Source organism: Novosphingobium sp. Chol11, from assembly GCF_945870625.1.
In the GTDB taxonomy this organism is placed as follows: domain Bacteria; phylum Pseudomonadota; class Alphaproteobacteria; order Sphingomonadales; family Sphingomonadaceae; genus Novosphingobium.
In genome coordinates, this window is record NZ_CAMBTS010000057.1 from 1 (window position 1) to 17,911 (window position 17,911).

The window sequence follows — 17,911 nt, forward strand, 5'->3', positions numbered from 1 at the left end:
ACGCTGCGCTTCCTGCCGCCCTACAGTCCCGACTTCAACCCCATCGAAAAAGCGTTCTCGCGGCTCAAGGCCATGCTCCGCAAAGCAGGCGAACGAACCGTCTCTGGCCTCTGGGACCTCATCGGAATGCTCGTCGACATCTTCAAGCCCGACGAATGCGCCAACTACTTCAGCTCGTGCGGCTATGATCCAGCATGATCGGAAAACGCTCTATGCCTCAACGTCACCGGGTCGCCGTTCATTTGCCATCCCCGCTCCGGTCCGGGACACGCGCGCAACACCGGAGGAGATCAACGCCCCTTCCGGCTGCGATATCTCAGCCGCTGCAAAGCCGCGGTGCGGTCCGCCGCCTGCAACCAGGCACCGATGGGCGCACCGGATTGGCGCGCAAGGTCCAGCAGACCCGCCAATCCGCGCTGGCGATCGATCGGGACTGCGGCAAGTGTCCGCTCGCCCGCGATCTGCTGCATACCGGCGAACGCGGGAGGCACATCAACCGAGCGCCCGCCGATGTTGGTGTTGCCGGTGATCAGGTTGCCGCGAGGCTTGCCATCGCGCAGAAACTCTGGATCAAATCTGGCGGGCAGATCACTGCAGGCCGCCAGTTTTCGCGTCTTGGGATCATCGAAGACATACTGGCCAACCGCGTCGCCCCGGTGGTGCGAATAGTCATAGATTTGACCGCTCGGCCCACCGCGCAAAAACCAGATGTTGTCGGTCACAGTGTTTTTGGCACCGCTGTTAATGAAGTAAGACATGGCCTCGGTGTCGGTGAGGTTGTTGGTGACATTGGTAAAACTTGTCCAACTGTCAAGGTAAATGTCCCGCACCTGCCGGGAGGGACCAGTTTGTGTCAGCTCGCGCGAGGTCGCAATGTCATGCAGATAGTTCTGCGCAACAGTATTGTAGGCGTTTGTTAGATCATGATACGCGGTAATCGCCCCCGAATCCGCAGTTTCAAGAACAACGGAAGAAATTTCGTTGCCCAGAACAAGGTTGCGCGTGCCCCAGAACGCGATGGCGTGATGGGGCAAGTCGCTGATGGCATTGCCCATAGCCACGTTGTCATGCCCGGCCAGCGCTATTGCAGCGCGATATGCCCGCGTGAGCTGGGTGGTGCGTGCCAGAATATTGTCCGCAATCAGGATATTACCCGATGGCGCGCGGGCATCGCTGTCCATCCCCACACCCGATTCGCCTACATCGGTCATCACTGAACGCTCCACCACAATATGGTCGCTGCGCTTGATCCTAACGGCCGATCCTGCCGCCAGCCCGAGGTAGGCGTTGCTTATGGTGATGTCACGGGAGCCGCTGATCACGACGATGTCCTGACGGGACCCTTGCAATGCCAGTCCGTCGAAGGCGATATCGTGGGCACCATCAATCACCACGAGCTGGTCGATCACGGCGGCCTCGACCGGCGCGCTTCCGGGCCAAGGGTGCACCGCAAGCGTGCCGTCGGCAAAGGCCATTTCGCCAGGCCGGTCGATGAAGCCGAAACCGTTTAACAGGCGGTAGCGCATCCGGGCCGCTTGGGCATAGCGGGTCTTGAGTTGCGGCATCACCAGCACCAAGGCGCCGCCCGGCGCTGTGCTGTCAGCACGCGGCGCCACCTGATTCTCCTCATAGGCCCAGTCAAAGGTCCAATAGCCGCCGGCTTGCAGCGATGGCTCGCGCCGCACTTGCGCGAGCGCAAGCGGCACGGCCACCTGCGGTGCCACCACCGGTCCCGGCTGGGGATGCGCGACCGTCTCGACGGCATAGCCGGCATCGGGCTCCATGGAGCGCCAGATCGGCCGGTCGCCCTGAAACACAAACAAGCTGGGCGACTTGGTATAGCCGGTGGTTCCGATCTGCCGGGGAAATGGCGGAGATGGAACGATCTGCAGCGGGACGGCGTAGCCGACGATTGCCTTGCGCCGGGCCGATGACAGCAGCGCATCCAGCGCTGAAGGCAGCCGCCTTTGCGCGAGCGGAACGCCCCCGGTCAATATCACCGGCCCGCCTGACGCTGCTTCAAACCGCAACGGTGCGCCCGGAGTGCCTGAATCGGCGGCCGTCAAAACAACAGTGCGGCGCAGCCGGTAGCGCCCCGGCGCGAACCTCAAGGTTGTCGGCTGACCCGTTTCCGCCCGAATCAAGCGCGCCTGTTGCAGAGCGGCTTCAACCGTCACAGAATCGTCGCCCATTGCGCTTGGCATGATCTCGATCACCCGGATCCCGGCGTGCTGGCCCGCACGTTGCGCGTTGCGCAGGCCAGCAAGGATGACGTCGGCCGCGATTGCCAGCCGCTGGCTTTGCGCGGCAATTTGATCCGGGGCCGCCGGCTTGCAGGTGATATCAGCGACTGGGCCAGAATTCAGGGCCGCGTCCTGCGCGGGTGCACATGCGGGCAAGGCCAGGAGTGCGGCGAAAACAACAAGTATGGTCACCCATGTACGCGACCAGTGGCGTGAGGCAGTAATGTTGACGAAGCTGGCGAATGACAGGAGGATTTTGAGGGAGCGCATTGCGCCATAGCTTTTTGCAGTCCCGCGTTGCCGCCAGGGTTTACCGCCTACGTCAGCCAGCTTTTTGTTCACGCTTTCGCTGGGCGCTGAAATCATTTTCGGACAACGGTGTGAGCCGCACAAGCGCTGCCTTTCGCAAGGGCCTGCGAAGGCCGGATGTCAAAGCGCTGTTCCTGAAGCGCTGTTCCCCTGGCGACGAACCAATGGTGCGAGTCGTCGCCAAGCTCACATTTCTCCTCGACATCTTCTAACACCACGAATGCACAGGCTCTCGCGGCCACAGCGTCCATTCCTCGATCTATCTGGCAAAAACTCTCATCATGGCGCCCTCGAAACCCAAGCGATTCAGCCATTTTTTATGAGATCGACAACGATGGATATAGGGCGTGGGCGATCCATGACACGATCGTCGTGATCAGGTGTCCGTTGAATGTGCCCCAAAGAGTAATCAATGGGGTTCATTGTGTGGTGCCCATGCGAGTCGGAATAGTGGAGGTAACTGACCGATCCCCGAAACGAACTTTTTTCGACGAGGTCTTGAACCATTTCAATGGTGGGAAACCAAAGGTGCCCTCCGTCAATGACCTTTCCGTCTACAAACTGTCCCTTTCCGCCAGGGTCAAAAACGATATCCCCGCACGCATTGGTCACTGAACGCTCGCGATACCCATCAAAGTTATAGTCCGGCAAGCTAAGCCGGAAGAGCCCGCCCGGCTTTAGAATGCGATGGATCTCCTCTAACATAGAGATCATTGCATCCAAGGGGACATGCTCGAATACATCTTCAGACTGATAACGATCAATAGAATTCGAAGGTATCGGATAAGCCTTGGTCACGTCATGCAGAATATTGCGACTTGACATGAAATACGGCGTTATCCCGTAATGACTAGAATACTGCGGGAGCCCCCGGCGAAGGCGACCGGCATACAAAAAACGGACCGGCTGTTTTAGGAGACCTTCCCAGGTTTGAGATCGCGCCAATCCAAGCGAGCACAGCCAATTCTCGATGCCATCAAGCGCCTTCTGATATAAACTCGAATCGACCAAAGCCATCCCCCCTTTGAAGCGTATTGCGGCCGTTGCGGGCTGCCGGTGAGCCTTGCATGCAAGCGAGTCGCACCTCAAACAATAACTTAAGCGGTCTAGAAGGCCGCCTTATTGCGGGCAAGGGAAATTAAGAGAGATAAGCTCACGGACTCACCGCGTCAAAAGAGACGCTTTGGTATTTCACCTCCCAAGCAGGAACCCAGTTTGATACTGATAAATTCGCTTCTGCCCAATTCAGGCACCGGGGCGCAGTGCCCGGCGTCGCTGATCCAACGGCCGGCGGGTGCCCAGATGCGCGTCGGCCGGACGAGGCCTGCGCTTCTTCGCCGCCAAGCGGTAGCCAGAGCCATAGGCTGCCAGCAGCGCGGTGACGAGAAACAGGGTCCGCGCCATGGCAAACGAAAAGCTGACCTGGTGCTGCACCAGAACTGTCGCGAGGAACGCAATCAGGATTGCCCCGGTTTGTGGATCACGAAGCCCGACATAAGCCGCTTCGCGAAACACGTTCACGAACCAGACGCCAAAGACGATCAAGCCAACAATGCCGAACTCTGACAGAACCTCGAGGACCAGATTGTGGGGGTAAGAAATCGAAGCGAACCGAATCAGCCCTCCGTCACCGATGCCCTCGAGCGGATGCTTCTCGAATTGGCTCCAAGCAACATTGTAGAAACCGATCCGTTCGAGGCTGCTTGCATCCTCACCCACCGCGCCGCCTGCCCCCAACAAACGCCCGGCGGATTCCGACAGGCCCTCGACGGGCGCAAAGAAGAGGATGATGCTGGACGCAACGACGATCGCCAGAGTGCCCTGCAATATCCTCGAAGGCTTGATCGACTTGAGACTGAGGACGAAAAACACAAGCAGGCCAACGCCGTACGCTAGAAACACACTGCGCGTACCTGTCGCGATCGCCGTGTATGTCACAATTGCGAGGGCGCCAACGATGAGGCCCTTCTGCCAGCTTGGAACGCGCATCAGCAGCAGCATGCTGCAGGCCAGTAGGCAGCTGGCAAAAGGTTGCGAAAGGCCGACGGCCGTCGCGGAGGAGCCCTCGACCAACAGCCGATGCTGGGCCGTCCAGCTGGAGTTCGCTCGCTGGTTCAGCAAAATCAACGATACCACAGGGGCCATGACGGCGATGGTCCACACCATGATGCGGAGCGATTTGCCTTGGTCAAGTGGCAAAAGCCGCGCGACGCCATACATTCCGGCAACGGACAGGAATAAAGCCAGCGCCTCTTCCACCGAACTGTCCGGGGCAACCGACCAGAATATCGACACAGTGGAAAGCAGGACGATGGCTAGGGCCCCGATATCGGTCGTTTGCACTTGCAATTTGTGCGGCGCGTAGGCGAACCGGCCCACGCTGATCATCGTTGCGGCGACAATGTATGCTGTCCCGAGCCAGGGCAGGTGAGCCACTGCTCCAAGCTGGTAGGTGAACAGGGTACCGCCCAACAAGACGCCGGGCATGCGAATGCCGAGTGCAAGAAGCGCCGCAATAATAACCAGACTGGGATGGAATTCCATTGCTTATGGATACCATCAAACGGGCACCGCGACAAGGCTTGCGGCCCGTGCGACCACCGCAACGAAGGCTGGCAGCACCGCCGCGACGGAGCCCGCCGCCGGCCGGTTGGTATCGGCATTGTGATGGCGGCCATGGCAATTCCCACCAGATTGAAACCCTCGCCAGCAGAATGCCGGGGCCTGCAATGATCTGTTGCAGCCATGAAGAAGACCCGGCAAGGGAGCATCCCAAGCACGCACGCTCACTGTGATTGGTGTAACCGCACGAAAACACGTCATAGAGACAGTGACATATTTTTACTGGCTGAAGGCGCTTTGAAACTCCTTTCCCACGCGCCTCGCCGTCCCACTCTCTGCTAGGCTAGCGTAGGCAAAGTATGAAAAAGCTGTTTCTCGCGTTCTTGGCTACCGGCGTTGTCCAGATCGCCAGCTTTACCAGCGGGATCATCCTTGCCCGCATGCTGGAGGCTGCGTCGCGCGGTGAGTTTGCCCAGATCATTGCCTGGTTCGGCTTTTTGGGTTCGATCATGGCGTTTGGCGTCAATGACAGCGTTACATACTACCGCTCGCGCAACAAGGACGAGGGCGAGGAGGCGCTGAGCGCCGCGCTGATCCTGTCCGTCCCCCTGAGCGCCATTGGCGCACTGCTCTGCCTTGGAGCCATTCTGATCGTGTTTACCGGGTGGAGCGCGCCGTCCATCGGGGCAGCTTGGCTGTTCCTGCTGTTTTCGCCGCTCTATCAGTGGCAACAGATTTTCAACTCCTACTACCAGTCCGGCAGGAATGCAGCCGTTTGGACCCTCGTCCGGGTGATTCCGGCGGTTGCCTATATCGTCGGGCTCGTTCTCACGGTGCAGTTGGGCGTTGCCGACACCTTTCATTTCATCGCCGCGAACGTCGCCGGTCTGGTACTGATGATCGCCGTATCCGGCACCATTTTCTGGCTGTCGGGCGACCGGCTGAAGCGGCCTTCATCCGACATGGTCGGGCGCGTTTTCCGGTTCGGCTTCCCGACCGTGGTGCAACGCATAGCATCCAATTGCCGCGACAACTTTGACCGAATGGTCCTCCCGTTCATCATCACAAACGCCGCGCTTGGCCATTATGTTGTCGCTTCGTCCACCGCCTATCTGATCTATATTGCGGGAATGACAGTCGATCTGGTCGGTTTCCCCGCCATGTCGCGGGCGGCCGATGACGATGCGCGCCGCCGGATTGCAGAGTTTCTCATCTCGATCACGTTCTGTACGCTCGTTGTTCTGGTGATTGTGTTGGCGCTGGTTTGCGAACCCGTCGTGTTGTTCCTGTTCGGCAAGGAGTACGAGTCCTCCATCAGCCTCGTGCCCTGGTTCCTTGTTGCCGGCGCCGCGCAGGCTTTGCGCATCGTCATCGGCGGCGCGTTCAAGTCGTTCAACCTCTCTCGATCGATGGCGCGGTTCGAACTCGTGGGAGCAGCCATCATGGTCGCCATTCTGCTGGGCACCAGCTCCCGGCTGGGCGTCTATGCCGGCGTGCTTGCCCATATGGTGAGCGCGCTGGTCTCGCTGGGCATGGCGTTCACCACGTCTGTCACCGTGCTGAAACTCTCGCCGCGGCACATGTTTTTGCCGCGCCTTGCGGACATTGTCCGGGTGTTTGGTGACTTTAAGGCTGCGTTCCGCGCGAACAAGTTCAGCTAGGCGGCCGGGCCCGCGGTGCCGGGTTCGATCCGGCGCTAGATAAAGCGGCCACTGGGCGACTCCGACTTCCATTCCGCGAGCGCCGAAACGATATCAGTGCGGAAAGGAAATTTCTCGTCTTCCAGCCACTTGGGCACGATGTTCGTGCTTTCGTAGAGTTTCGTCAGGCGCTTGCGGTGGATCGGATTTTTCACGCCGATGGCATTCAGCGCCTCAAAGAGCAAGGCGGCAGTGTTCAGCAGCCACGGCGGAAGCACCATGCGAACGCGCGGGTAGCCACCGACAGTGCAAAAGGCATCGGCGATCCGCCGGATCGTGAGACGCTCGGGATAGGCAAAGTTATACAGAACTTCGCGCGCACCAGATTGGGTCATCTTGTCGAGCGCGAACAGGAAGCTATCGGCGAGGTCGGTCACGTATCCGGCACTCTTGATCGTCTCGCTGCGGCCAACGAATACGAAGTAGCCGCTGCGCAGCGCGTTGGCGAGGCGCGTGAAATTGCCGTTGTCTCGGTAGCCGAAGATCACAGCCGGGCGACAGATCACCAGCCGCCGGTCCATTGCGCCCGTCAGCCATTGCCGGTGCAGCGCCTCGCCCTTTACCTTGGACGCGCCGTAGGCGTTGCACGGATCGATAGCGCTTTCCTCGGTCTTGGGCTCGTCGCCGGTCGCATAAACCGACATGGTCGAGGTGAAGATGATCGTGCGCACGCCTGTCGCTTCGGCCAGCGCGATGATCCGTTCGGTCGTGCCGTAGTTGGTCTCGAAGTATTCCTCGTCCGGGTGCCCGGGAAACGTGCGCAATGCTGGCAGGTTGTAAATGTCGGTATCGACATCGGCCAGATCGGTCGGGATCTGCTGGCGACAATCATGGATGACGTAATCGAAGCCGTCGATCCGCTCGGTCGGCTCGGCGATATCGAGCGAGACCACCTTCGCGTAGCGACCGTCGCGCTTCAGCGTGCGCAGCGTGTGCATGCCGATAAAGCCGCTACCACCGATCACAAGTGCCCGACGCTCCATCACTTGCCCCCCTTGGCCGCAATCGCCTTGCTAAAAATGGTCTCGAAGCGCGCGGCGACACCGCCGATCTCGAAATGCGTTTCGGCATAGGCGCGGCCCCGCGCGCCTATTTCGGAGAGGTCCGCGCTGTCGAGCAACTTCGCCGCCGCCGCCAGGAAACTGGTTTCGTCCTCGGGCTGGACGACGATGCCGGCGCCTGCCTGGTTGACGATCGAGGTCGACAGATTGTCCGCCGGCGCCGCGAGCAGGATCGGACGGCCAGCGCAGAGGTAGGACAGCACCTTGGAAGGAACCGAAAAACTGCCGGCATCCGGTTCGATAGTGGCGACCAGCACGTCGGCACCGCCGAGCATGTCGGGCACATCGGCAAATGGCTGGAGCGGCAACAGCCGCAGATTATCGAGTCCGAGCTCGACCTTGCGCTGCTCAAGATAGGGAACGCTGGCACCCTGGCTCGTCACGGTCACGGTTGCGCGATTGCCCACCATCCTCGCAAGCGCAGCAAGAAGTTCGGGATTGTGCTTGAGGCCAAGCGTGCCCGAATAGAGGAAGTTGAAACGCTCGGCGATGCCTTTGTCGCGCGACCAGGGATTGTCGTGCGGCCGCTGTGGCAATTCCTCGAGCGCACCCCAATTGTGCACCACGTCGATATTATCCGAACGTCCGGCCCATTCGGCGGCGAGGCCAACGAAATCATCGGTGATGAGCACGATCCGGTCGCTCGCGCGGAGATGCTTGCGGTCAAGAAAGCGCCAATAGCCGCCGATCGCCTTGCCGACGAGGCCCAGCTTTCTGCTGAGCAGCTTGGTCGCCGCGATAGAGTAGAAATCCTGCATCCAGTAGACAAACGCGGTGCCGACTTTTGAGCAGGCGCTGATCACATAGCCCTGCACTTCGGTCGGACAGTTGCCGCTCAGCAGCACCTGGGGTTTCAGCTTCTGGATGAGCGCATGGATCTGACGGGCGTAGTCGAGGTCGAACTTGCGCCGGCTCAGAAACGCGTCCTTGCGATAAGTGCCTTCGATCGCCAGGCCGTGCAGCTTGGGCGGCCGGGGTTGGGCCGCCGCGCGGACAAAATCACCCTTCGGCCCGCTCTCGCTGGCGAAATAGACATAATCGACGTCATGGCCCCGCCCGGCGAGTTCCACAGCAAGCGCAAGGGTAAACGGGTGGCCGCAGAAATCATGGAGTAGGATATGCATGGCAACTTTCTTGATTAGTCCCGCCTATCATCTCGCCACCTGATTGGAGTTCCCATCAGGTGCTTGAACCACGATATGGCAGGGGGGATCAGGCGGCTTGCTTGACCGTCCCGGTGCTCAGTGCGGCAGTGCAGAGGCGGTCGAACACTTCGGCGAGCGGGATCCGCTGTGCTCCACCTTTGGGCGCCAATGTATCAATGTGATAGCCGGTTGACTGGTGGATCGCGTTCTCGATCGATACCAGCACGAAGGCTTGGCTGAGATCGTCCTGCACCCCGCCAATGCTGATCGCTTTCAGCCCTTCAGGCTTGCCGAAATAGCCGACCTGGCAGAACAGGGTTTCGCCGCGCTCCTCGACAGTAAACAGAGGCTTACCGCCTACCCGCACCTTGTCGAGCACCGGCAGCGCACCTTGCGCAGCGTGGACGTTCGGGAATTCAAGCAGGAAATCGCGCGACATGCGCGGCCGGATCGTCGCGCCTGTCAACCCGACCTTGGCGAAGAAGGCTCCGAAATCGACGATGCGATACTGATAATGGTCGCGCTCATTCGGCACCTGGCTCAGCCCGGTCGTGATGAAGAGGTGCATATCCTTCAGCGCAATCAGCTCGCCGACCATTTCGTCATAGACCTGATAGATAAACAGCAGCGGGTCGACGTTGGTCTCGGCGGCCTTGCTGTACCAGGCCGGGTTCGCTTTGGTGCCGCTATAGGCGGCGCTGTCATAAGTGTGGTGGTGCTGGATATGGGCGCCGGCGTTCAGAAACAGCGAGGAAAACCCCGGCCTCTGCTTCTGCCACAGCGACACGAACAGATCGCCCAGCAGACGATCGAGGAAGGCCGCCTTCGCCCACTTGTAGCGCAGCGCCATCGGCAGAATCTTGAAATAGCCCGCAATCGACCGGCTGCTTAGGTAGGGCAGGGCAAGCGGCAGAATCTGCCGCGCGAAACCGGCCACGGACGCGTCGGACGACGCATTTTCGTTCACGATCTTGCCGAGCAGTCCGAACAGCTTGGCCGCCCGCGGCTCGGCCACGATCTTCGCATGTGTCCACGGATCAGGCAGGAAGAAAGCCGGATCCGCGCATCGGTTCGATGCATTCATAGGAGATATGGCGCCGACCGAAACCCCCCGCTGCTCCAGATAATCCCAGATCTGCGGCTGGTCCTTGTACATGATGTCGCCGAGCCGAAAGAGGCCGTGCTCGGCATAAGTCTTCCCAGTGTAGACCGTCGGCCACTGAATCCAAGGCTCAAGCTCAGGATAGACCTCGCCCGCATCGGTCTCGACCAAATCCCGTTCGGCCAGCAGGCGCGTGAAATTGGGTAGGCGACCCTTCACCGAATAGGCCTTCACGTAATGAAAATTGAGTTCGTTCAGTTCAAGAGACACGACACGCATTAGAAATCTCCCTCGCAGCGACTTAAGATCCTATCGCCACTGACAAATTTATCCCAACCGGCAGCCGCCAACGACGCTGTTTCTGATACCATTTCCGGCCTAGTATCATGCCTCGGTGCGTGCGCCCTGCGCAGCGCACAGATACTTACGTAAGCTAACTATTTTGCAGTGCAGCGTCAACTCGTCTGCGACTGGACGTAAGCCGCTCAGGCAGCCTTCCGAATCACTCATCCCTTTCAAAAACCATCGTTTGGAAATTAGGACAGCCTGCATCAGCGCTGAAGCAAAGCATCAGAAGTTCGATGTCTGGTATTGTTCGTAGACAGACGCAATACCGTCTGACAGGGTCGAATTAGGACTCCAACCCATGCTCAGGATTCTGTCGCTGCTCATCAGCTTGCGCGGCGTGCCATCGGGCTTGGCCGTGTCGTACACGATTTCACCGGCAAAGCCGACAATCTCGCAGACCATCCGGGCCAGATCGGCGATGGCGATGTCGCTGCCCGATCCCACATTGACGTGGCCGTCCTCCGAATACGTCTTGAGCAGAAATACGCAGGCATCCGCCAGATCATCGACATGCAGGAACTCCCGGCGCGGCGTGCCGGTGCCCCAGATCGTGATGCTGTCCGCGCCCGCCAGCTTCGCCTCGTGCGCCTTGCGGATCAATGCCGGCATCACATGGCTTGAGGCAAGATCGAAATTGTCGCCCGGACCATAAAGATTGGTCGGCATCGCCGAGATGAAGTCAAAGCCGTGCTGCTGGCGATAGGCCTGACACAGTTTGATGCCCGCAATTTTTGCAATCGCATACCACTCGTTCGTGGCCTCAAGCGGCCCCGTCAGCAGCGCTTCCTCGAAAATCGGTTGCTCGGCAAACTTGGGATAGATGCACGACGAGCCCAGAAACAACAACTTTTGGGTGAAGGAGGCCGCCGCCGCAGCGATCACGTTCGCCTCGATCATAAGGTTCTCATAAAGGAAATCAGCAGGCAAGCTGGCGTTGGCCAAAATGCCGCCCACTTTGGCAGCGGCCAACACGACAACCTCGGGTTGCTCTTTGGCAAACCATTCCCGCACTTGTGTCTGCTCGCGCAGATCGACCTCAGCGCGCGGCGCGGTCAGCACCGTGCAACCCTCGCTCGCCAGCCGCCGGACCACCGCCGACCCAACCATGCCGCGATGCCCGGCGACGTACACGCGCTTTCCGGCAAGGGTAAACGGCAAGGACATCAGTTGTCCTTGGCGATCGGTGCGTCACGCATCGTTTCAATGTCGGCCAGCACCATTTCACGCGCCAGCTCACGCGCCGATGTTTCGTGCCGCCAACCCAGCTTTTGATGCGCCTTTGATGGGTCACCGATCAGCAGCTCAACCTCGGTTGGCCGAAAATAGCGCGGGTCGACTTCGATCAGGCACTTGTCGGTCTCGGCACAGTATCCCTTTTCGTCGACTCCTTCGCCGCGAAACTCGATTCCGATCCCGGCGTCTTCAAATGCCCAGCGCACGAATTCGCGCACCTCGGTGGTCTCGCCGGTTGCCAGAACATAGTCATCCGGCTCGTCCTGCTGCATCATCAGCCACATGCCATAGACATATTCGCGCGCATGGCCCCAATCACGCTTCGCGTCGAGATTGCCCAGAAACAGGCGATCCTGTCGCCCGAGTGAAATTGCGGCCGCTGCGCGGGTGATCTTCCGGGTCACAAAAGTTTCGCCGCGAAGCGGGCTTTCATGGTTGAATAGGATGCCGTTCGAGGCATGCATGCCATAGGCCTCGCGGTAATTGACCACGATCCAATATCCGTAAAGCTTGGCCACGCCGTAAGGCGAACGCGGATAGAACGGCGTCGTTTCGCGCTGCGGAACTTCCTGCACAAGTCCATAGAGTTCCGACGTGGAGGCCTGATAAAACCGCGTCTTCTTCTCCATCTTCAGGATGCGAATCGCCTCGAGCAGACGCAGGGTACCGATCGCATCGGCGTTGGCCGTATACTCCGGGGTCTCAAACGAAACTTGCACGTGGCTTTGGGCGGCCAGATTGTAGATCTCGTCCGGCTGCACTTCTTGCACAATCCGGATCAGATTGGTCGAATCTGTAAGATCGCCATAATGAAGATGAAACCGCTGATGCGGAATATGAGGGTCTTCGTAAATTTCCTCGATCCGTCCAGTGTTGAACGAAGAAGATCGGCGCTTCATGCCGTGGACAGTATAACCTTTTTCGAGCAGAAGCCGCGACAGATAAGCTCCATCTTGGCCCGTCACGCCGGTTATAAGCGCAATCTTTCCCCTGCCTTCGGTCATGATACCGCCATTTTCAAAATATGTTACGCCCGCACACGCATTAGACCGACCGCAAAACTAGTGCAAGTATGGAAGATCGTTCGTTTGCCATGATCCTATGAAGTCGCCAGGGCGCTGATACGCAGCTGGAGCCCCAATCTTAAGACTTGGGAACGCTGAACGATCCGCTTACCCGGCCACCTGAGCCGGGCGCAGCCCCTACGCCGCCGCCGGAGTGGCCATCGACGCTGGAAACCCCGGTATTCAGATCGATCACCAGCCGTCCGCCGCGCAATGTATCGGTTCCGCGCAGCAGCGATACACCGCCCAGCATGGTGATCAGCTTGCGATTGAAATCGTAAACCGCCACATCGCCGCTGGCCCGTTCGCCGCCCCGGGTCACGATGACGACGCCGGTCGCATCGATCCGCTGGATGCGCAGCGCCCCGTCATCGGTATAGGCGACCGTCGTGCGCGCCGCGCGCATGCGCAAATCCTCCTGCGTGATGTCGACATTGCCCGACAGCACCACCCGCTTCTGCTTGTCCTGCAGCTCGATCCGGTCGGCGGCATAGTTCACCGGGGCCTGGCTGTTCAGCGCAGCGATGGACTGGGCACGCAGATGCTGCGCCCCGGCCACCACCAGGCTTGCCCCGGCAAAACCGATGGCCAAAGCCCGCCAAGCATGGGCGCGTAAAAGATTAGGGCGAAGTGTGGTCATCGGTCCGGTCATGGCATTCTCATCTTGCCCGGCTCCATCCGCAGCCGCGCATGGCCGTCGAGCGCGACGGTGCGCGCCTCCAGATCGGCCATGATGCGGTCAGCCATAAAGGTGCCGGCGGGAATACGGCCTTCGACCCGGCCCACGCTGGTCAGCCGCTGCTTGCCCATGTCGATCGATGCCCCGCGCGTCACCATGCGGTAGCCATCAGACGTCTCGAAATTCACCAGACCCGCCACCGCTATAAACTGGCGGGCAAAATTGTAAGCCCCGGCATCGGTTGTCAAAATCGCCGGCCCGTCGTTCAGCATGACCCTTGCGGTGATATCGCGCATCTGCACCACATCTTCGCGCGCGGAACGTTGCACGACGCTTCCGGCGTTGACAGAGAAGTTCCGGCCGCGATCATCCTCGCCGCGATACATCGCTGTCATAAGGCTCAGGCGGTCCTGCAGAATCGCGACTTTGTTGCGGTCGAGAAGAAAGCTTATCTCCCCGCGCGGTGAGAGCGGGGCCAAGATCATGACCGCCAGCAGCGCTCCGATCGAGGCAGGCAGCAGCACCGACAAGACACGCACAAGTTTGTCATGTGCACCTCCCGGTGCTGCTGAACGCTGGCGCCGTGTCCGGTTCTGATCGGCTAGAACGGTCAAGATGCTGCCTGCCTGATCATTCGTGGCTGAAAATGTCGCGATCGGCCCACCCGGCAATATCCAGAAGGGCGCGGGTCGGCAGGAATTCGAAGCAGGCCGCTGCATGTTCGGTGCGCCCCTCGCGCGCCAGCCGCTCGACCAGAATCGCATGCATCGCGTGCAGATAGCGCACATCGGACGCCGCATAATCCTGCTGCGCTTCAGACAGGCTGGGCGCGCCCCAATCGCTCGATTGCTGCTGTTTGGAGATTTCCTTGCCCAAGAGCTCGCGCACCAGGTCCTTGAGCCCGTGCCGATCGGTATAAGTGCGCACCAGCTTCGATGCGATCTTGGTGCAGAAGACCGGCGCGGCCATCACGCCCAGATAATGATGGATGGCCGCCAGATCGAAGCGCGCGAAGTGAAACAGCTTGATCCTTGCAGGATCGGCCAGCACCGCGCTCAGGTTCGGCGCGGTGTAAAGCCGATCGGGGCCAAACCGCACCAGATGCTCATCGCCGCTCCCGTCTGAAATCTGGAGCAGGCACAATCGGTCACGCGTGGTGACGAGGCCCAGAGTCTCGGTGTCGACAGCGACCGTTCCGGGGCCAAGCGCGCCCTCGGGAAGGTCTTCTTCATGAAGATAAACAGCCATGGTTTCGCTTAGGCGCTCGCCCGTCCGGCGGCAAGCGGACTTGCACGCCGGGATCGCAGATCAAACACGCGTCGCAGATCGCGGGTTAGGAGCGGCCCACGCTGCTGTATTCAAATCCGGCCGCGCGCGCTTCGCCCGGATCGTAGACATTGCGCAGATCCACCAGTACGCGCTGGCGCATGAGCAGGCCGACGCGCTCAAGGTCGAGCCCGCGAAATGCATCCCACTCGGTCACCAGCACCATCGCATCGGCGCCGGTCACAGCCTCGTAGGCGCTTTGCGCCATGCGCACTTGCGGCATCAGTTGGGCCGCCATTTCCATCCCTTCGGGATCATAGGCAATCACTTCCGCGCCCCCATCGATCAGGGTCTGGACAATGGCCAGCGACGGCGCATCGCGCATATCATCGGTGTTGGGCTTGAAGGTCAGGCCGAGCAGCGCAACTTTGCGACCACGTGCTTCGCCGGCGGCGGATTCGGTCAGCGCCTCGATCACCTTGCGGCCCATCGCGCGCTTGCGGCTCTCGTTCACGCGCACCACCGCTTCGACCAGCCGCACCGGGCTGCCATAGTCCTCGGCGGTCTTGAGCAGCGCGAGCGTGTCCTTGGGGAAACAGCTGCCGCCATAGCCCGGGCCGGCATGCAGGAACTTGCTGCCGATCCGGTTATCGAGGCCAATCCCGCGCGCCACGTCCTGCACATCGCTGCCGACTTTCTCGCACAGATCGGCCATCTCGTTGATGAAGGTGATCTTGGTCGCGAGGAATGCATTGGCCGCATACTTGATCAGCTCGGAGCTGCGGCGGCTGGTGAACAGCAGCGGTGCCTTGTTCAGGAACAGCGGACGATAGACTTCGGTCATCACGCTGCGCGCCCACTCGTCTTCGGCCCCGATCACGATCCGGTCGGGCCGCTTGAAGTCGGGGATCGCCGCGCCTTCGCGCAGGAACTCGGGGTTCGAAACCACCGCGAACTGGATTCCAGTTCCGCTGTCGCGGATGATCCGTTCCACCTCGTCGCCCGTGCCCACCGGTACGGTCGATTTGGTGACCACAACGGCCGGCGCGGTCAGGGCATCGGCGATTTCCTGCGCCACGGCATAGACATAGCTCAAATCCGCGTGGCCATCGCCGCGCCGCGACGGTGTACCCACTGCGATGAAGATGGCCTGCGCCCCATCGATCGATTCTGCCAGTGTGGTCGAGAAAGAGAGGCGCCCGCCGCGCACGTTGGTCGCGACCAGTTCCGCGAGACCAGGCTCGAAAATCGGCATGATGCCTTCACGCAGACGCTCGATCTTGGCGGCATCCTTGTCGATGCACACCACCTCATGCCCGAAATCGGCAAAGCAAGCACCCGAGACGAGCCCTACGTAGCCCGAACCCACCATCGCGATTTTCATGCCTTAATCCTTGATGCCTCAGGAGACGAAGCGGCATGGGCGCGATAGCAAATGCTGCAGGTGCGATGCAAACAATATTCCCTCAAAACCGGTTCGGGGCTAGGTCCCAATTCGGGATGCCGAGCGCCAGATGACAAAACCTGCGATTTCAAAAAGTTGGCATGCTGCGCTCGGGCCCGTGCTGGAAACGCCCGCGCTGCGCGCGCTAGATCGCGCGCTGACCGCCGAAGCGGCAGCAGGCAAAACGATCTATCCCGCGCCCGAATTGCGGTTTGCCGCCTTCGCCCGAACGCCGCTTTCGCGCGTCAAAGTGGTGATCCTCGGCCAGGACCCCTATCATGGCCCCGATCAGGCGCACGGGCTTGCCTTTTCGGTGGCGCCGGGCGTGCGCGTGCCGCCCAGCCTGCGCAATATCGCCAAGGAAATCGCGGTCGATCTCGGCCTGCCCCTGCCTGCGCACGGCAATCTCGAAAGCTGGGCGGATCAGGGCGTGCTTTTGCTGAACACCGTGCTCACGGTCGAGGCCGGCCGCGCCGGATCGCACCAGAAGCGCGGCTGGGAAGCGCTGACCGATGCCGCGATCGCGGCGGTCGCCGCGCTGCAATCGCCCGTCGTCTTTCTGCTCTGGGGCGCCCATGCGCAAAGCGCTGCCGCGCGCGTGCCCGGCATGGAGACGGGCCCCCATCTGGTGCTGCGCGCGCCGCATCCCAGCCCGCTATCCGCGCGCACCGGGTTCTTCGGCTGCCGGCACTTCAGCCAGACGAATCATTTCCTGAACGCCAATGGGCGGGGCACCATCGACTGGTCGCTTCCGCCCCTCCCCGATCTGCCCCTCCGCGATCTGTTCAGCGCGGCAATTCGCTAACCCCCATCAGCGCCTCGTCCACCGCGCGCGCGCACTGGCGGCCTTCGCGGATCGCCCACACCACCAGGCTCTGGCCGCGCCGCATGTCGCCGCAGGCGAACACGCTCTCGACGCTGGTCTTGTAGTCGATCTCGGTGCCCTTCACATTGCCGCGCGCATCCAGCTCGACCCCGGCCTGCTCGAGCAGCCCTTGCGGGTTCGGCCCGACAAACCCCATCGCCAGCAGGATCAGGTCGGCCTGAATGATGAAGGCGCTGCCCGCAATCTCCTGCATCCGCCCGCCGGTCCACTCCACGTGCACGCATTCGAGCCCGGTCACATCGTTCTCGCCGATGACACGCTTGGTCAGCACGGCAAATTCGCGGCTTACGCCTTCTTCGTGGCTGGTCGAGGTGCGCAGCTTGAGCGGCCAGTTCGGCCAGCTCAGCGCCTTGTTCTCTTTCTCCGGCGGGCGCGGCATGATCTCCAGCTGGGTGACCGAAAGCGCGCCCTGCCGGTTCGAGGTGCCGACGCAGTCGGAGCCGGTATCGCCGCCGCCGATCACCAGCACATGCTTGCCCGTGGCCGTGAGCGAACCGCGCGGCGCAGCGCGCACTTCGTCATCGCCCGCGACCCGCTTGTTTTGCTGGGACAGGAATTCCATCGCCATGCGCACGCCGGGCAGCTCCGCACCCGGAATAGCCAGCCCCCGCGGATTTTCCGCGCCGCCGGACAAGACCACCGCGTCATAGTTTTCCTGCAGCGAGGCAAACGACACGGTCACGCCGATTTCGGTGTTCACGCGAAACTGCACGCCTTCGGCTTCCATCTGCATCACGCGCCGGTTGATCAGATGCTTTTCCATCTTGAAATCGGGGATGCCATAGCGCAGCAATCCGCCGATCCGGTCCGACTTTTCGAACACAGTCACCGAATGCCCCGCACGCGCCAGCTGCTGCGCACAGGCCAGG

Annotated in this window: 16 protein-coding genes; 3 read left to right on the forward strand and 13 right to left on the reverse strand. The window is 60.8% G+C overall.

All coding sequences use genetic code 11. The annotated features are described in order from the left end of the window. A partial coding sequence (locus tag Q0O40_RS10115; protein ID WP_295529261.1) for a transposase occupies positions 1-198 on the forward strand: 198 nt, incomplete at its 5' end. 92 nt (positions 199-290) lie between these two features. On the opposite strand, the gene Q0O40_RS10120 is transcribed toward Q0O40_RS10115, so the two are convergent. From Q0O40_RS10120 to Q0O40_RS10130, 3 genes are all read right to left on the reverse strand, one after another. After that, positions 291-2,513 (reverse strand): right-handed parallel beta-helix repeat-containing protein, encoded by a 2,223-nt coding sequence (locus Q0O40_RS10120; protein WP_295529262.1) that lies wholly within the window; start codon positions 2,511-2,513, stop codon positions 291-293. Between the two features lie 345 nt (positions 2,514-2,858). Next, positions 2,859-3,569 carry a methyltransferase domain-containing protein gene (locus Q0O40_RS10125; protein ID WP_295529263.1) on the reverse strand — a complete coding sequence of 237 codons (711 nt, stop codon included), beginning with the start codon at positions 3,567-3,569 and terminating at the stop codon, positions 2,859-2,861. A gap of 228 nt (positions 3,570-3,797) precedes the next feature. Continuing rightward, positions 3,798-5,096, reverse strand: coding sequence for an O-antigen ligase (locus Q0O40_RS10130; RefSeq protein WP_295529265.1), 1,299 nt, complete (start codon positions 5,094-5,096; stop codon positions 3,798-3,800). 377 nt (positions 5,097-5,473) lie between these two features. On the opposite strand from Q0O40_RS10130, the gene Q0O40_RS10135 reads away from it, so the two are divergent. Beyond that, positions 5,474-6,775, forward strand: a complete 1,302-nt coding sequence (locus Q0O40_RS10135; protein ID WP_295529267.1) for an oligosaccharide flippase family protein — start codon at positions 5,474-5,476, stop codon at positions 6,773-6,775. A gap of 35 nt (positions 6,776-6,810) precedes the next feature. On the opposite strand, the gene Q0O40_RS10140 is transcribed toward Q0O40_RS10135, so the two are convergent. The 9 genes from Q0O40_RS10140 to Q0O40_RS10180 all read right to left on the reverse strand — a co-directional run bounded on the left by Q0O40_RS10140 (position 6,811) and on the right by Q0O40_RS10180 (position 16,096). After that, positions 6,811-7,797 carry an NAD-dependent epimerase/dehydratase family protein gene (locus tag Q0O40_RS10140; protein WP_295529269.1) on the reverse strand — a complete coding sequence of 329 codons (987 nt, stop codon included), beginning with the start codon at positions 7,795-7,797 and terminating at the stop codon, positions 6,811-6,813. Beyond that, positions 7,797-8,999, reverse strand: coding sequence for a glycosyltransferase family 4 protein (locus tag Q0O40_RS10145; RefSeq protein ID WP_295529271.1), 1,203 nt, complete (start codon positions 8,997-8,999; stop codon positions 7,797-7,799). Before Q0O40_RS10145 ends, Q0O40_RS10140 begins: the two co-directional genes overlap by 1 nt. Before the next feature lie 88 nt (positions 9,000-9,087). After that, positions 9,088-10,392 carry a hypothetical protein gene (locus Q0O40_RS10150; protein WP_295529273.1) on the reverse strand — a complete coding sequence of 435 codons (1,305 nt, stop codon included), beginning with the start codon at positions 10,390-10,392 and terminating at the stop codon, positions 9,088-9,090. Positions 10,393-10,692: 300 nt separating this feature from the next. Continuing rightward, the gene (locus Q0O40_RS10155; protein WP_295529275.1) at positions 10,693-11,634 is read right to left on the reverse strand and encodes a GDP-L-fucose synthase; all 942 of its coding nucleotides are present in this window, start codon (positions 11,632-11,634) and stop codon (positions 10,693-10,695) included. Beyond that, the gene (gene gmd / locus Q0O40_RS10160) at positions 11,634-12,707 is read right to left on the reverse strand and encodes a GDP-mannose 4,6-dehydratase (protein WP_295529276.1); all 1,074 of its coding nucleotides are present in this window, start codon (positions 12,705-12,707) and stop codon (positions 11,634-11,636) included. The genes Q0O40_RS10155 and gmd overlap by 1 nt, the downstream gene beginning before the upstream one ends. Before the next feature lie 139 nt (positions 12,708-12,846). Continuing rightward, positions 12,847-13,359 (reverse strand): LptA/OstA family protein, encoded by a 513-nt coding sequence (locus Q0O40_RS10165; RefSeq protein WP_367183739.1) that lies wholly within the window; start codon positions 13,357-13,359, stop codon positions 12,847-12,849. Positions 13,360-13,415: 56 nt separating this feature from the next. Next, positions 13,416-13,985 carry an LPS export ABC transporter periplasmic protein LptC gene (locus Q0O40_RS10170; protein ID WP_367183740.1) on the reverse strand — a complete coding sequence of 190 codons (570 nt, stop codon included), beginning with the start codon at positions 13,983-13,985 and terminating at the stop codon, positions 13,416-13,418. Between the two features lie 91 nt (positions 13,986-14,076). Further along, a complete protein-coding gene (locus Q0O40_RS10175) occupies positions 14,077-14,694 on the reverse strand; it encodes a ribonuclease D (RefSeq protein ID WP_295529282.1) in 618 nt (205 codons plus the stop codon). Positions 14,695-14,779: 85 nt separating this feature from the next. Continuing rightward, on the reverse strand, positions 14,780-16,096 hold the full coding sequence (locus tag Q0O40_RS10180; protein ID WP_295529284.1) for a UDP-glucose/GDP-mannose dehydrogenase family protein: 1,317 nt from the start codon (positions 16,094-16,096) through the stop codon (positions 14,780-14,782). Positions 16,097-16,226: 130 nt separating this feature from the next. Here Q0O40_RS10180 and ung point away from each other — a divergent pair, with 130 nt between their 5' ends. After that, on the forward strand, positions 16,227-16,961 hold the full coding sequence (ung, locus tag Q0O40_RS10185; RefSeq protein ID WP_295529286.1) for a uracil-DNA glycosylase: 735 nt from the start codon (positions 16,227-16,229) through the stop codon (positions 16,959-16,961). Here the strand turns inward: ung and Q0O40_RS10190 are convergent. Next, on the reverse strand, positions 16,942-17,911 hold a 970-nt coding region (locus Q0O40_RS10190), incomplete at its 5' end, for a glutamate synthase subunit beta (RefSeq protein ID WP_295529288.1). The genes ung and Q0O40_RS10190 overlap by 20 nt on opposite strands.